The sequence below is a fragment of the Streptomyces sp. NPDC018263 genome (genome assembly GCF_055562575.1).
Genome location: NZ_JBVHFA010000005.1, coordinates 217,766 through 232,119, shown reverse-complemented (window position 1 = coordinate 232,119; position 14,354 = coordinate 217,766). Strand labels below are relative to the sequence as shown.

Sequence of the window (14,354 nt, the reverse complement as noted above, 5' to 3'; positions counted from 1 at the left end):
TCCTACGCCGTCTACGAGTGCGGATGCACTCCGGCGGTGAAGCGGACGGAGCGGACCTGTGGGCCGCATCGACGTCCGCGTCCGATCACGCGCGGGCGCACCTCTGCCATCCATTCTGCGTTATGGCTGAGATACGCACGCTACCCCGTCGCCCGTGGTGGGGGACAGTCCGCGGCCACCCGGCGGGTTCCGGACAGGTGGATCTTCACGGGTCCGGGTCGACTCGCATGGCCGTAAACCGCCTATCGGACGGCCGCTCGGGGCACTATGAAGCACGTGGCAGCCACGGACAGGAGGCGCGGTGGCGGCGGTTCGGGCCGCGTCGGCGGCGTCGTCCGCTCCGTCGGCCGTGCCCTGCACCTGCCGGTGACCGGCACGGCGCGCGGCATCCGGAAGGTCACGCACGCGCACGGTGCGGGCGAGTCGGGGCTCGGCAAGCTGATCGAACTGCACGCGGTGAACGGTGCCGGGGACGTCATGATCACCGTGGCGCTGGCCTCCACGGTCTTCTTCTCGGTGCCGACCGACGAGGCGCGGGGCCGGGTCGCGCTCTATCTCGCCATCACCATGGCGCCCTTCACCGTCCTCGCCCCCGTCATCGGCCCGCTGCTGGACCGGCTCCCGCACGGACGCCGGGCCGCGATGGCCGGCGCGATGCTGGCTCGCGCGCTGCTGGCGCTGGTGCTGTCGGGGGCGGTGGCGAGCGGCGGACTGGAGCTGTATCCGGCCGCGCTCGGGGTGCTGGTGGCGTCCAAGGCGTACGGGGTGGTGCGCAGCGCGGTCGTGCCCCGGCTGCTGCCGCCCGCCTTCTCCCTGGTCAAGGCGAACTCACGGGTCACGCTGGCCGGGCTGCTGGCCACCGGGGTGGCGGCGCCGATCGGGGCGGGGCTCCAGATGATCGGGGACCCCTGGCCGCTGTACGGGGCTTTTGTGATCTTCGTGGCGGGTACGTTCCTGTCCTTCTCGCTGCCGCGCACGGTGGACTCCGCCAAGGGCGAGGACGTGGCGCTGCTCGCGGCGGACGAACAGCATCTGCACGGGCCGCAGCGCCGCCAACTGGGCAAGCGGCCGGGGCTGCGGACGGTCGGGCCCGCCGTGACACACGCGCTGGGCGCCAACGCGGCCCTGCGCTGCCTCTCCGGGTTCCTGATCTTCTTCCTGGCGTTCCTGCTCCGCGAGCACCCGCTGGCCGGCGAGAGCGCGGCCGTCTCGCTGGGCATCGTCGGCGTGGCGGCGGGCGCGGGCAACGCGCTGGGTACGGCGGTGGGGGCGTGGCTGCGCTCCAGGGCACCGGAGATCATCATCGTGACCGTGGTCGCCGTCGCCCTGGGCGCCGCCATCGTGGCCGCCGTGTTCTTCGGCGCCGTCCTGGTCACCTGCCTCGCCGCCGTGGCGGGCTTCGCCCAGGCCCTCGGCAAGCTCTCCCTGGACGCCCTGATCCAGCGCGACGTCCCCGAGGCCGTCCGCTCCTCCGCCTTCGCCCGCTCCGAGACCATCCTCCAGATGGCCTGGGTCTTCGGCGGCGCGGTGGGCATCGTCATGCCCCTGAACGGCACCCTCGGCCTGGCCGTGGCCGCCGCCCTGGTCGCCCTGGGCTGGCTGACGACCCTCCGGGGGCTGCTGGCGGCGGCCCGCCACGGGGGCCGCACCCGGCCACGGGTGGCGTGAGAGTCCGCCGCGCGGATCGAGGCGGGCGCGCCGTCCTCGACGTGCCGCCCGGCGAATCGGCCCCCGTGTCGGGCCACTCGACCGGGGTCACCCGGCACCCCGATGCGGCCCGCCTTGGCGGCGTACGCCAACCCCGCCTGCCAGGGCCGCAGCCGTACGGGCTTGCCTCGGCCAGGCGGGCCCGTGGCCGGTGGCCCGAGAGGCGCAGGGGCCGGTGCGGGGCCGGTCGCACCGCCTACGGCCGGCCGCTCAGGCGCGGTCGGCGGCCGTCGCTCCCGGGGGCCCGGCGGCCCCGGCCGCGGGGGCGCCCGGCGGCGCGCAGGGGGATGCTGTACCCCGCGTGGGGGCGCGGAGCGGGGGGCCCGATAGCCTTCGGGCATGACCTCGCTGCAATCCGCCCCGCGACGCCGCCGGGCGCTCGCCGCCGCCGGTGCCGTTTCCGCCGGACTGCTCGCTCTCTCGGCCTGTGACAAGCCGACGCCCGTCTCCACGGTCACCGTCGGGGACAGCTCGGTCAGTTCCGAGGCGCTCTGCTACAACGGCGACAAGACGCTGACCGCCAAGTCCCTCGCGGAGTGCGCGAAGAAGGCCGGCGACGAGAAGACGATCTCGGTGGACCCGGACGGCGACACCGTGCGCGTCGGCGTCGACCCGAAGATCGCGGACGCGGGCTGGGTGCTGCTGGTCAACGGCCGGCAGTTCACCGACGTCAGCAAGAAGACGTACTCCACCATCCCCGGCAGCGCGTTCTTCAACGCGCAGTACGGCACCCAGGGCGACACCAACACGCTGTCCATCCAGATGGGCACCGGTTCGTCGGCCAAGGGCCTGTGGAGCTACAAGCTCAAGAAGGCGACCTCCTGACGGAGGCTTCCGGTCCCGTGAACGCCCGTACGCGCGTCCTCGTCGCCACCGCCGTCCCGGCCGAACGGGACGCGGTGGCACGGGCGTTTCCGGGCACGGCCGAAGAGGTGGCGCTGCCCGGCGCGACGCTGCTGCGGACGGACGGCGTCTGCGACCTGCTGGCCGCCGGTGTGGGCCCCGCCCTCGCCGCCGCCTCCACCGCCACCGCGCTGACCGCCGCCGCCCTTACGGGCACCCCCTACGGCCTGGTCGTCTCGGCCGGGATCGGGGGCGGTTTCCAGCCGGAGGCACCCCTCGGCTCCCTGGTCGTCGCCGACGCGATCACCGCCGCGGACCTGGGCGCCGAGACCCCGGACGGTTTCCTGCCGGTCACCGACCTCGGCTTCGGCACCGTCACCCATCTGCCACCGGATTCACTCGTACGAGGAGTCGCGGACGCCACCGGCGCCCGCCCCGGCACCGTGCTGACCGTCTCCACCGTGACCGGCACCGCCGCCCGCGCCGCCGCCCTGCGGACGCGTCACCCCGGCGCGCTGGCCGAGGGCATGGAGGGGTTCGGGGTCGCGGAGGCGGCCGCCGCGCACGGCGTGCCGGTGCTGGAGATCCGCGCGGTGTCCAACCCGGTCGGCCCCCGCGACCGCGCCGCCTGGCGCATCGGCGACGCGCTCGCCGCCCTCACCGGGGCCTTCGGGAAGCTCGCGCCCGTACTGGAGAGTTGGAACACGCATGACGACTGAGCCCCTGCAGATCGCGTACTCGCCCTGCCCCAACGACACCTTCGTCTTCGACGCCGTCGCCCACGGCCGCGTCCCCGGCGCCCCCGCGCTGGACGTGACCTTCGCGGACATCGACATCACCAACGGCATGGCCGAGCGCGGCGAGTTCGACGTGCTGAAGGTGTCCTACGCCGTGCTGCCGTACGTCCTGGACGAGTACGCCCTGCTGCCCTGCGGCGGCGCGCTGGGCCGGGGCTGCGGGCCGCTGGTGCTGACGCGGGAGGCCGGGGCCGACCTGGCCGGGCGCACGGTGGCGGTGCCGAGCGAGCGCTCGACGGCGTACCTGCTGTTCCGGCTCTGGGCCGCGGACACGCTGCCGGACGGGGTCGGGGAGATCGTGGTGATGCCGTTCCACGAGATCATGCCGGCCGTGCGGGACGGCAAGGTGGACGCCGGGCTCGTCATCCACGAGGCCCGCTTCACCTACCAGGAGTACGGGCTGCACAAGCTCGCGGACATGGGCGAGCACTGGGAGCGGACCACGGGGCTGCCCATCCCGCTCGGCGCGATCATCGCCAAGCGGTCGCTGGGCGCCGAGACCCTGCGGCGGCTCGCGGACGCCTTCCGGACCTCGGTCCGGGCCGCCTGGGACGACCCGGAGGCGTCGCGCGCCTACGTCATGGAGCACGCCCAGGAGATGGACCCGGCCGTCGCCGACCAGCACATCGGGCTGTACGTCAACGAGTTCACCGCAGACCTCGGCGAGGACGGGTACGCGGCGATCCGGGGCCTGCTGACGCGCGCGGCGGCCGAGGGCCTCGTCCCGGCCCTCGGCCCGAAGGCGCTGGCGTTCCCCTGAGGGCTGCCCCTCAGGGGCGGGTCAGACGTCGAGCTGGTCCGCGACGGCGCGCAGGAGGCCGGCGATCTTCTTCCCCGAGGTGCGCTCGGGGTAGCGGCCCTTCTCCAGCATCGGCGTGATGTTCTCCAGCAGGGTGGTGAGGTCCTGCACGATCGAGGCCAGTTCGTCGGGCTTCTTGCGCTGGGCGGCCGCCACGGAGGGGGTCGGGTCGAGCACGGTCACGGAGAGCGCCTGGTCACCACGCTGGCCGGCCACGACGCCGAACTCCACGCGCTGTCCCGGCTTGAGCGCCTCGACTCCGGCGGGCAGGACCGAGGAATGGACGAAGACGTCGCCGCCGTCGTCACGGGAGAGGAAGCCGAAGCCCTTCTCGCTGTTGAACCACTTGACCTTGCCGGTGGGCACGTCTGTCCTCGTCCTCGTACTCGTCGGGAAAAGCTCGGAAACGGCTCTGTGTAGCACTGTGGCGGGTCGACCATGACCCGCCGACACCAAGGCTAATGGTCTTCGGGCGGGTGACAAGGTGCTCCCCGGTTGTTCTCTCGGGCTGGGAACTACCCTGGTCCGGTGCGTGACAAAACCCAAACGAATTCCGCCGGGCCCGGTGACGGACTGATCCGCGCCGGCGTCATCGTCTTCTTCCTCGGTGCGGTGGCCACGATGGTCACGGTGGCGCCGCTGTTCCTCGGCAGCGATCCGTTCCCTACCTACATGTTCGGGCTGAGCATGCTGATGGGGGTGGGGTTCTTGATCGCGGGGGCGGGTGTGCTGCGCTCTGTGGCGGCGGGTCGGCGGCAGGCCCGGAGTGCCGGTCGCTGAGGTTGACCGTATTCAGGGGTGCGCCGGTCGTCTTTCGGCCTGCGGTGCGTCGTGGCTGGTCGCGCAGTTCCCCGCGCCCCCAGGAGGTCGGCACGGCCGGCGTAGTCCCGATCAGTGGCCCTGAGCCGACGTCACGTGGGTGTTGAGCCAGGTCGGGAAGGTCGTCAGGTCGGGGAGGACCGCGTCTGCGCCTGCCTCGCGGAGTTCCTGCTCGGTGCAGGGGCCTGTGGCCACCGCTACCGAGAGGGCTTCTGCGGCCCGGGCGCCTCGGATGTCGCCGGTGTGGTCGCCTACGTAGATGTCGGCGCCGTGTTCGCGGAGGGCTCGGGCCTTGTCCTCGGCCCAGAGGTCGCCGACCACCACGTCGGGTTCGATGCCGAGGTGGGCCAGGTGGAGCTTGGCGTTGGGCTCGTACTTGGCGGTGACGACCAGGGTGCGGCCACCGGCGGCGCGGACGGCGGCGATGGCCTCGCGGGCGCCGGTCAGGGCGAGGGTCGGGGTGATGGCGTACTCGGGGTACATCGCCCGGTACAGGTCGGCCACGGCGGGGACGTCGGCGGCCGGGAACCAGTTCACCAGCTCCTGGGCGAGCGGCGGGCCGAGCCGGGTCACCGCGAGGTCGGCGTCCACGTACACCCCGGTCCGCTCCGACAGCGCGAGGTAGCAGGCCCGGATGCCGGGCCGGGAGTCGATCAGCGTCATGTCGAGGTCGAAGCCGACGGTGGGCGCATACTCAGTGGGCACGGCAGGCATGGCCGCCATTGTGCCCGGCCGGGGTCGCGGAGAGAGGGGCCGGGTCCCGTTACCGCCTGCGCTGCGACAGCCAGAGCAGGAACAGCGCGGAACTCACCGCCGCCCCCCGCACCACCCACGGCCAGGTCCCGGCCAGCGCGTCGCTCATGTGCCCCTCGGCCACCGGTGTCCCCCAGTGCCCGGTGTTGCGCCCCCACAGGTAGCCCACGCCGGCCGCGAGAGCGAGCGCGGGCAGGACCAGTACCGCCCACTTGGTCTCGGCCGGGGTCAGCCGGCGGGAGCCGTAGGCGATGAGCCAGCCCAAGAGCAGCGCGAACCAGTTGCCCAGCACCGCCCCGGCCAGCAGCGCGGCGGCGCCCAGCAGCAGGAGCGGGTTGGTCCAGCCGGCCGAGGGGAGCGGCACGAGCCGCCGGAACCGGGAGCGCGGGACCGCCTCGACGGGCTCCGCCACGACCTCCTTCGGCTTCACCTCCGCCTCCTGCTCGGGCTCCCTGGGGGGCCGCCGCAGCATCTCCGGGATCTCCACCCCGCCGACGAACCCCGGCACCGAGTCCGCGGCCGCCGCGCCGAACGGTCCGTCCGCCACCCGCCACCAGTCGGGCCGGGTCAGGGAGTCACCGAGTTCGTCGGCGGACGCGAGGTGCGGCGGGGAGGCACCCCCGGCCGGTACCGAGGGTCCCGGCTCGGCCGGGCGCGGCCGGGGCACGGCGGCGCGCAGCCCCTTGAACCCCCGGGGCCTGCGCTCCGGCTTCTCGGGCTCCGGCTGCATCGGCACGGCGGTGGGCGGCGGCTGCGGTGCCGGGCCCTTGCCGCCCGCCGACCGCACCACGTCGTCCGGGCTGCCGAGCTGGTCCAGGATGCGGCGCACGGCGGCCGGGCTGTCCACCGTGGCGCGGGCGCGGTGCCGGTCGATCTCGTTGCGCAGCTCGGACACCAGCCGCATGCGCGTGGACGACGGCAACTGCCGCTGCTGCGCCACGTCCCCGACACGGCTCAGATACTCGTAGACGACCTGGTCGCTCTCGATCCCCAACGGAAAACCCCTCCGGGGCGACGGCGGTGGAACCTCGTGGAGGAAGGTAGCGCAGACCGCCACCAATCGGCCCACGCGGGCGGAGCGGCCCCCCGGGACCCTCGGCCGCCGCTTGCCCCAGCCGCTAACGTGGGTCAGATGAGCCCCGAGGCATCTTCAGCCCCCCGGTCCCTGGCGGAGGCACTCCGCGCGCGGGACGACGCCTCGCTGGCCGCGCTGCTGCGCGACCGACCCGACCTCGTCGCGCCCGTTCCCACCGATCTCACCCAGCTCGCCACCCGCGCGGGCACCCGTGCCTCGGTGCTGCGGGCGCTGGAGCACCTGGACCGGTTCGCCCTCCAGACCGCGCAGGCGCTGGCCGTCGCCCCGGACCCGGCGACCTACGACACGCTGCACGAGCTGCTGGCCGGTGACGACGGCGACCCGGCCGTCACCGAGGCGCTGCCCGGTACCGTCGCCGCGCTGCGCAGGCAGGCCCTGATCTGGGGCGACGACGACCGGCTGCACCTGGTCCGCACCGCCCGCGAACTCCTGGCGCCCTCCCCCCAGCACCCCTCCCCCACCGGGCTCGGCCCGACCGTGCGGGAGGCGACCTCGGGCATGTCGCCGGGGCGGGTGCAGCAGATCGTCAACACGGCGGGGCTGCCGTCCACGCACGACCCGGTATCGGCCGTCACCGCGCTCACCGCCCTGTTCACCGACCGCAAGCGGATGGACGCGCTGCTCGCCGGGGCACCGGAAGCCGCCGGCGAGGTGCTGAGCCGGCTGATGTGGGGGCCGCCGTACGGCCAGGTCACCGCCGATCCCGCCGCCCATCTGCGCTGGCTGCTCGACCGGGGCCTGCTGCTGCCGACCGCGCCCGGCACGGTCGTGCTGCCCCGCGAGGTCGCGCTGCATCTGCGCGGGGGCCGGGCGCACCGGGTGCCCGAGCCGGTGCCGCCCGCCGTGGAGCCGTCCGTGGCCCACGGTCCGCGGACCGTGGACGCGACGGCCGCGGGGCAGGCGTACACCGCGCTCGCCACGATCGAGGAACTGCTGAAGCACTGGGACCAGGGGGGTCCGGCGGTGCTCCGGGCGGGCGGGCTCAGCGTGCGCGACCTGAAGCGGACCGCCGTCGCCCTCGACGCGCCCGAACCGCTCGCCGCGTTCTGGATCGAGCTGGCGTACGCCGCCGGTCTGCTCGCCTCGGACGGCGCGGCCGACGAGCGGTACGCCCCCACTCCCGCCTACGACACCTGGCTGGAACGCCCCGTCGCCGAACGCTGGGGCCGCCTCGCCGCCGCCTGGCTCGCCGCGACCCGTACGGCCGGGCTGATCGGCGGCCGGGACATCAAGGACCGCGCCCTGTCCGCCCTCGGTCCGGGCCTGGACCGCTCGGCCGCCCCCGAGGTACGGCACCGGGTCCTGGCCCTGCTGGCCGCTCTCCCGGCCGGGGTGGCGCCGACACCGGAGGCGGTGCTGACCCGGCTGGCCTGGGAACGCCCCGTGCGCGCCCCCCAGCGCGACGGCACGGAGGACCTCCGCGTACGGCTGGCCCGCTGGACGCTGAACGAGGCGGAACTCCTCGGCGTCACCGGCCGGGGCGCCCTCTCCAGCCACGGCCGGGCCCTGCTGGGACTGGCGCTGCCCGAAGCCGAGCCCGGCACCTCGCAGGCCGACGCCGAGCGGGCCGTCCCCGCCGGCCCCCTGTCCCTCACCTTCACCGAACAGACCACGGCCACCGCCGTCGGTCTCCTCGCACCCCTCCTCCCCGAACCCCTCGACCACGTCCTGCTCCAGGCCGACCTGACCGCGGTGGCCCCCGGCCCGCTGCTGCGCCCCCTCGCGGAGATGCTCGGGGTGCTCGCGGACGTGGAGTCCAAGGGGGGCGCCACCGTGTACCGGTTCACCCCCGCCTCCGTGCGCCGGGCCCTGGACGCCGGGCAGACCGCCGCCGACCTGCACGCCTTCCTCGCCCAGCACTCCCGCACCCCGGTACCGCAGCCGCTGACGTACCTCATCGACGACGTGGCCCGCAGGCACGGGCACCTGCGGGTGGGCGTCGCCTCGGCGTACGTCCGCTGCGACGACGACTCCGTGCTGAACGAGATCATCGCCGACAAGCGGGCCGCCGCCCTGCGGCTGCGCCGCCTCGCCCCGACCGTGCTGGCCGCGCCCTGCGACCCGGCGACCCTGCTGGAGGGCCTCCGCTCGCTGGGCTACGCGCCCGCCGCCGAGTCCTCCCAGGGCGATGTGCTGATCACCCGCGCCGACGCCCACCGCACCCCGCCGCGTACCGCGCCCGAGCCGGTGCCGGAGGGTCCGCCCGCCCCCGACAACGTGCTGCTGACCGCCGCCGTCCGCGCCATCCGGGCCGGCGACCTGGCCGCCACCACCCCGCTCAAGGCACCCGGCCCGCAGCCCGCCGGCGGCGAACTCCCCCGCACCAGCCCCGCCGACACCCTGGCCACCATGCAGGCGGCCGTGATGACCGGCGAGGCCGTCTGGATCGGCTACGTCAACGCCGACGGCGCCGCCAGCCAGCGCGTCGTCGCCCCCATCCGCGTCGAGGGCGGCTTCGTCACCGCCTACGACCACACCGCCGACGAGGTCCGCACCTACCCCCTGCACCGGATCACCGGAGTGGCCGAGCTGGCGGAGGACTGACCGCGGGGACCTGCCTTCCGGCCCCCGTATCAGGCACGCATCAGGCACACTGGAGGTTTGGCCGCGCGGAAGGATGGCACACGTGAACGGTCCGCTGATCGTCCAGTCCGACAAGACTCTGCTCCTGGAAGTCGACCACGAGCGGGCCGACGAGTGCCGTCGGGCCATCGCGCCCTTCGCGGAACTGGAACGGGCCCCCGAGCACATCCACACCTACCGGCTCACCCCGCTCGGCCTGTGGAACGCGCGGGCGGCCGGGCACGACGCCGAGCAGGTCGTCGACGCGCTGGTGCAGTACAGCCGGTATCCCGTGCCGCACGCCCTGCTGGTCGACATCGCCGAGACCATGGACCGGTACGGCCGGCTCACCCTCAGCAAGCACCCGGCGCACGGGCTGGTGCTGACCACCACCGACCGGCCGGTGCTGGAGGAGATCCTGCGGTCCAAGCGGGTCACCCCGCTGGTCGGCAACCGGATCGACCCCGACACCGTCGCCGTGCACCCCTCCGAGCGGGGGCAGATCAAGCAGACCCTGCTCAAGCTGGGCTGGCCCGCCGAGGACCTCGCCGGATACGTGGACGGCGAGGCGCACCCGATCGACCTGCGCGAGGACGGCTGGGCGCTGCGCCCGTACCAGAAGCAGGCCGTGGAGAACTTCTGGCACGGCGGCAGCGGTGTCGTGGTGCTGCCCTGCGGCGCGGGCAAGACGCTGGTCGGCGCCGGGGCGATGGCGCAGGCCGGGTCGACCACGCTGATCCTGGTCACCAACACCGTCTCCGCCCGGCAGTGGAAGCACGAGCTGGTGAAGCGGACCTCGCTGACCGAGGACGAGATCGGCGAGTACAGCGGCACCAGGAAGGAGATCCGGCCGGTCACCATCGCCACCTATCAGGTGCTGACCACCCGCCGGAAGGGCGTCTACCCGCACCTCGAACTCTTCGACTCCCGTGACTGGGGCCTGATCGTCTACGACGAGGTCCATCTGCTGCCGGCTCCCGTCTTCAAGTTCACCGCCGATCTCCAGGCCCGCCGCCGCCTCGGTCTGACCGCGACCCTGGTGCGCGAGGACGGCCGCGAGTCCGACGTGTTCTCCCTGATCGGGCCCAAGCGGTTCGACGCGCCGTGGAAGGAGATCGAGGCGCAGGGTTACATCGCGCCCGCCGACTGCGTCGAGGTCCGCGTGAACCTCACCGACTCCGAGCGGCTCGCCTACGCCACCGCCGAGACCGAGGACAAGTACCGCTTCTGCGCCACCACCGCGACCAAGCGGAAGGTCACGGAGGCGATCGTGCGCCGGTTCGCCGGGCAGCAGATCCTCGTGATCGGGCAGTACATCGACCAGTTGGACGAGCTGGGCGAGCATCTGAACGCGCCCGTGATCAAGGGCGAGACCTCCAACGCCCAGCGGGAGAAGCTCTTCGACGCCTTCCGCGAGGGCGAGATCAGCGTGCTGGTCGTCTCCAAGGTCGCCAACTTCTCCATCGACCTGCCCGAGGCGACCGTCGCCATCCAGGTGTCCGGCACCTTCGGCTCCCGGCAGGAGGAGGCCCAGCGCCTCGGCCGGGTGCTGCGGCCCAAGTCGGACGGCCACCGGGCGCACTTCTACTCGGTCGTCGCCCGCGACACGATCGACCAGGACTTCGCGGCCCACCGCCAGCGCTTCCTGGCCGAGCAGGGCTACGCGTACCGGATCGTCGACGCCGACGAGATCCTGGCGGAGGGGTCGAAGGAGAACTAGTCGAAGGAGAACTGAGCGAGGGGCGGGACCCGGACTATGGGTCCCCGAGGGCGTCCCCGTATCTGCGGTGGACGCCCGCCTCCTCGCCGTACTCGCCGAGTATGACCACGCCGAACGCGGCCTGCGCGTAGACCTTGATCGCGCGCAGGGCCTCGCCCAGGACGTGGTGGTGGGCGTCGCCGGCCACGGCGGTGGCTCCGGACGGACGGGGTGGGGCGGGGTGAAGGGTCGCTGCACTCATGTCTCCATGGTGGGACTTCCGGCATAAGTCCGGAATACACCTACGGGCCGGTTCTCAAAGCGATCCCTCTGCACCCAGGGGTGGAGCCGGCCCCTACGCCCCGCCGCCGGAACCCCCTAGGGGTAGCGACGCGACGCGAAATTCGTTGGCCTCCCCCCGCCCGGCCCGCCTACAATCTCCGCTCTTGCCCGCCTCCCCTCGGAGTGCCGCCGTCCGGCCGGTAACCGGACGACATCCCCAGGCCGCATCCGGCCGTGACCACGCAGCAGGTTCCCTCGGAGGCACTCCCTTGTCCGCGACCGCGCCCGACCCCCTCGACGACCCCCGCGCCCCCCTGACCCGCGAACGCACCCATCTGGCCGACTCCCGGGCCGCCCTGCGCGCCATGCGCGAGGACGTGGAGGCGCTGGACATCAAGGACGTCGCCGCGAACTGGGTCAACGCGCAGGTGCTGAGCCGCCAGATCGACGAGCGGATCAAGGCGCTGGCGGACCTCAGCGACACCCCGCTGTTCTTCGGCCGGCTCGACTATCTGCACGCGCCGGGGGCGGAGACGGGTGGGCGGTTCTACATCGGGCGGCGGCACGTGCACGACGCGGACGGCGACCCGATGGTCATCGACTGGCGTGCGCCGGTGTCGCAGCCGTTCTACCGGGCCTCCAGGAAGGACCCGATGGACGTCGGGCTGCGCCGCCGCTTCGGGTACACCGGCGGCGAGCTGACCGCGTACGAGGACGAGCACCTCTGCGACCCCTCGGAGACGGCGGCCACCAGCAAGCTGCTCCAGCAGGAGATCGAGCGGCCGCGCGTCGGCCCGATGCGGGACATCGTCGCCACCATCCAGCCCGAGCAGGACGAGATCGTCCGCAGCGGGCTGGGCGGCACGGTGTGTGTGCAGGGAGGCCCCGGTACGGGCAAGACGGCGGTCGGTCTGCACCGGGTCGCCTATCTGCTCTACGCCCACCGGGAACGGCTCGCCCGTACCGGCACGCTGGTCATCGGGCCGAACCGGTCCTTCCTCCACTACATCGAGCAAGTGCTGCCCGCACTGGGTGAGTTGAGTGTGCAGCAGGCCACCGTGGACGACCTGGTGTCCCATGTGGAGGTGCGCGGCACGGACGAGGCGCCCGCCGCCGTGCTCAAGGGCGACGCCCGGATGGCCGAGGTGCTGCGCCGGGCGCTGTACGCGCAGGTGACGATGCCCACCGAGCCGGTCGTGGTGGTGCGCGGCTCCCGCCGCTGGCGGGTCCCGGCGCACGAACTGGAGGAGATCGTCCGCGAGTTGCTCGCCCGCGAGATCCGGTACGGCGCCGCCCGCGAGGCACTGCCGCAGCGGATCGCGCACGCGGTGCTGGTGCAGATGGAGCGGGCCGGGGAGGCGCCGGACGACCGGGTGCAGGACGCGGTCGCGCGCAACAGCGCGGTCAAGGCTGCCGTGAAGGCCGTCTGGCCGGCCGCCGATCCGGCCAAGCTGGTGCTACGGCTGCTGTCCGACGGGGAGTTCCTCGCCGAGCACGCGGCCGGAATCCTGGACGAGGACGAGCAGAAGGCGGTGCTCTGGGCCAAGCCGGTGCGCAGCGTGAAATCGGCCAAGTGGTCCTCCGCGGATGCCGTGTTGATCGACGAGGCGGCCGATCTGATCCAGCGCACACACTCGCTCGGCCATGTCGTACTGGACGAGGCGCAGGACCTCTCACCCATGCAGTACCGCGCGGTCGGCCGCCGCTGCACCACCGGCAGCGCGACCGTCCTCGGCGACCTCGCGCAGGGTACGACCCCCTGGGCGACGCGGAGCTGGGACGAGGCGCTGGCCCATCTCGGCAAGAGCGAGGGCGTGATCGAGGAGCTGACGGCCGGTTTCCGCGTCCCCACGGACGTGATCACGTACGCCTCCCGGCTGCTCCCCCACATCGCGCCCGGCCTCACCCCGGTCGCCTCCGTCCGGGAGAACCCCGGCTTCTTCGAGGTGCGCGGGGTGGAGGGGGTGGGCGAAGTGGTCGCCGCCTGCGAGGAGTTGCTGCGCAACGAGGGCTCGACCGGTCTGATCGCCGCCGACGCCCGCGTGCCCGTGCTCGCGGACGCCCTGACGGCGGCCGGGATCGGCTTCCTCGCGCCCGGCGAGGAGACCACCGAGGAGACCCGGCTGACCCTGGTCCCCGCCTCGCTCGCCAAGGGCCTGGAGTACGACTACGTGGTGCTGGACGAGCCGCGTGCCGTGGTCGACGGCGAGCCCGACGAACGCACGGGCCTGCGGCGGCTGTACGTGGCACTGACCCGAGCGGTGTCGGGGCTGATCGTGGCGCATACGGGGCCGCTGCCCGAGCAGCTCTCCGGCTGAGCGGCTGGGGCTGGCGACGGGGCGGATGCTGTCGGGGCTGATGCCCGACCTGGGCGATGGCAAGACCGACCTCACGACCGGCTCCTGCGCCCGCAACGACGCCTGCGTCCCGTTCGCCGACCCCCTCGGCTCAGGCCCCGCCCTGTTCCTCGGCTTCCCGCGCCTCCCGTACCACCCGCCGGGCTCCGCCGGGCGCCCACCGTCTCCGCTCCGCCAGCCGCGCGACCACCCGCCCCAGCCAGTCCGCGTCGGCCAGCCTGGCCGCCTCGCCGGCGTGCACGGTCTGCCGCAACAGCTCGTCCAGCAGGGCCAGTTCGGTCAGGTAGTACCAGTGCGGGTGGCGGTCGAAGAACACCGTGCGGTCCTCGTAGGGGTCGCGCACGGTCATGTGCAGGTAGCCGCCGAAGCGCCCCCGGTAGGGGCCCGGCAGGCCGCCGAGCGTGCCCCGCAGACCTGTCTGCCCGCTCTTCCCGGGGTACCGGCCGCCCAGGGTGAGCCCGATACCCAGCATGATCCGGGACCAGGGCAGTACGTCCTCGGCGCCGTCCCGTGCCCGTGTGTACAGCCCCTCCGGGCGGAATTCCACCCACGCGGCCTGTGCGATGTCCCCCAACACCCAACGGTGGTCGATCAGTTGCAGCGGGCCCAGTCCGGTACGCGTCTCATCCATGCCCCTCAG

13 protein-coding genes are annotated in these 14,354 nt (G+C 73.5%); 8 read left to right on the top strand and 5 right to left on the bottom strand.

The window, feature by feature from the left end:
• Window positions 1–267: 267 nt before the first annotated feature.
• From ACZ3HQ_RS16690 to ACZ3HQ_RS16675, 4 genes are all read left to right on the top strand, one after another.
• Window positions 268–1,668 (top strand): MFS transporter, encoded by a 1,401-nt coding sequence (locus ACZ3HQ_RS16690; RefSeq protein WP_467511514.1) that lies wholly within the window; start codon window positions 268–270, stop codon window positions 1,666–1,668.
• A gap of 378 nt (window positions 1,669–2,046) precedes the next feature.
• Window positions 2,047–2,532 carry a DUF2771 domain-containing protein gene (locus tag ACZ3HQ_RS16685; protein ID WP_467511512.1) on the top strand — a complete coding sequence of 162 codons (486 nt, stop codon included), beginning with the start codon at window positions 2,047–2,049 and terminating at the stop codon, window positions 2,530–2,532.
• A 17-nt stretch (window positions 2,533–2,549) separates the two neighbouring features.
• Complete coding sequence (locus ACZ3HQ_RS16680; RefSeq protein ID WP_467511510.1) at window positions 2,550–3,269, top strand: futalosine hydrolase; 720 nt, start codon at window positions 2,550–2,552, stop codon at window positions 3,267–3,269.
• Window positions 3,259–4,107 (top strand): 1,4-dihydroxy-6-naphthoate synthase, encoded by an 849-nt coding sequence (locus tag ACZ3HQ_RS16675; protein ID WP_467511508.1) that lies wholly within the window; start codon window positions 3,259–3,261, stop codon window positions 4,105–4,107. Before ACZ3HQ_RS16680 ends, ACZ3HQ_RS16675 begins: the two co-directional genes overlap by 11 nt.
• Window positions 4,108–4,128: 21 nt before the next feature.
• On the opposite strand, the gene ACZ3HQ_RS16670 is transcribed toward ACZ3HQ_RS16675, so the two are convergent.
• A complete protein-coding gene (locus ACZ3HQ_RS16670) occupies window positions 4,129–4,512 on the bottom strand; it encodes a cold-shock protein (protein ID WP_086694554.1) in 384 nt (127 codons plus the stop codon).
• Window positions 4,513–4,674: 162 nt separating this feature from the next.
• Here ACZ3HQ_RS16670 and ACZ3HQ_RS16665 point away from each other — a divergent pair, with 162 nt between their 5' ends.
• Entirely contained in the window at window positions 4,675–4,926 is a 252-nt protein-coding gene (locus tag ACZ3HQ_RS16665; protein ID WP_467511506.1) for a hypothetical protein, read from the top strand.
• 111 nt (window positions 4,927–5,037) lie between these two features.
• Here the strand turns inward: ACZ3HQ_RS16665 and ACZ3HQ_RS16660 are convergent, their stop codons facing one another.
• Together ACZ3HQ_RS16660 and ACZ3HQ_RS16655 are read right to left on the bottom strand one after the other, a co-directional pair.
• Window positions 5,038–5,688, bottom strand: coding sequence for an HAD family hydrolase (locus ACZ3HQ_RS16660; protein ID WP_467511504.1), 651 nt, complete (start codon window positions 5,686–5,688; stop codon window positions 5,038–5,040).
• 40 nt (window positions 5,689–5,728) lie between these two features.
• On the bottom strand, window positions 5,729–6,712 hold the full coding sequence (locus ACZ3HQ_RS16655) for a hypothetical protein (RefSeq protein WP_467511502.1): 984 nt from the start codon (window positions 6,710–6,712) through the stop codon (window positions 5,729–5,731).
• Between the two features lie 138 nt (window positions 6,713–6,850).
• Between ACZ3HQ_RS16655 and ACZ3HQ_RS16650 the strand changes: the two genes are divergently transcribed.
• Window positions 6,851–9,358, top strand: a complete 2,508-nt coding sequence (locus ACZ3HQ_RS16650; protein WP_467511500.1) for a helicase C-terminal domain-containing protein — start codon at window positions 6,851–6,853, stop codon at window positions 9,356–9,358.
• Window positions 9,359–9,440: 82 nt separating this feature from the next.
• A complete protein-coding gene (locus ACZ3HQ_RS16645) occupies window positions 9,441–11,096 on the top strand; it encodes a DNA repair helicase XPB (RefSeq protein WP_467511498.1) in 1,656 nt (551 codons plus the stop codon).
• Window positions 11,097–11,130: 34 nt separating this feature from the next.
• On the opposite strand, the gene ACZ3HQ_RS16640 is transcribed toward ACZ3HQ_RS16645, so the two are convergent.
• The gene (locus ACZ3HQ_RS16640; RefSeq protein ID WP_467511496.1) at window positions 11,131–11,337 is read right to left on the bottom strand and encodes a hypothetical protein; all 207 of its coding nucleotides are present in this window, start codon (window positions 11,335–11,337) and stop codon (window positions 11,131–11,133) included.
• A gap of 289 nt (window positions 11,338–11,626) precedes the next feature.
• On the opposite strand from ACZ3HQ_RS16640, the gene ACZ3HQ_RS16635 reads away from it, so the two are divergent.
• The gene (locus ACZ3HQ_RS16635) at window positions 11,627–13,675 is read left to right on the top strand and encodes a HelD family protein (RefSeq protein WP_467511494.1); all 2,049 of its coding nucleotides are present in this window, start codon (window positions 11,627–11,629) and stop codon (window positions 13,673–13,675) included.
• Between the two features lie 130 nt (window positions 13,676–13,805).
• Here ACZ3HQ_RS16635 and ACZ3HQ_RS16630 read toward each other — a convergent pair whose 3' ends face one another.
• Complete coding sequence (locus tag ACZ3HQ_RS16630) at window positions 13,806–14,345, bottom strand: hypothetical protein (RefSeq protein WP_467511492.1); 540 nt, start codon at window positions 14,343–14,345, stop codon at window positions 13,806–13,808.
• Window positions 14,346–14,354: the final 9 nt, after the last annotated feature.

What these genes read in the sequence shown, in the direction of transcription:
- ACZ3HQ_RS16685 (WP_467511512.1), top strand. Translation starts at nt 2,047, where the DNA reads ATGACCTCGCTGCAATCCGCCCCGCGACGCCGCCGGGCGCTCGCCGCC.
- ACZ3HQ_RS16650 (WP_467511500.1), top strand. Translation starts at nt 6,851, where the DNA reads ATGAGCCCCGAGGCATCTTCAGCCCCCCGGTCCCTGGCGGAGGCACTC.
- ACZ3HQ_RS16675 (WP_467511508.1), top strand. Translation starts at nt 3,259, where the DNA reads ATGACGACTGAGCCCCTGCAGATCGCGTACTCGCCCTGCCCCAACGAC.
- ACZ3HQ_RS16640 (WP_467511496.1), bottom strand. Translation starts at nt 11,337, where the DNA reads ATGAGTGCAGCGACCCTTCACCCCGCCCCACCCCGTCCGTCCGGAGCC.
- ACZ3HQ_RS16690 (WP_467511514.1), top strand. Translation starts at nt 268, where the DNA reads ATGAAGCACGTGGCAGCCACGGACAGGAGGCGCGGTGGCGGCGGTTCG.
- ACZ3HQ_RS16660 (WP_467511504.1), bottom strand. Translation starts at nt 5,688, where the DNA reads ATGGCGGCCATGCCTGCCGTGCCCACTGAGTATGCGCCCACCGTCGGC.
- ACZ3HQ_RS16630 (WP_467511492.1), bottom strand. Translation starts at nt 14,345, where the DNA reads ATGGATGAGACGCGTACCGGACTGGGCCCGCTGCAACTGATCGACCAC.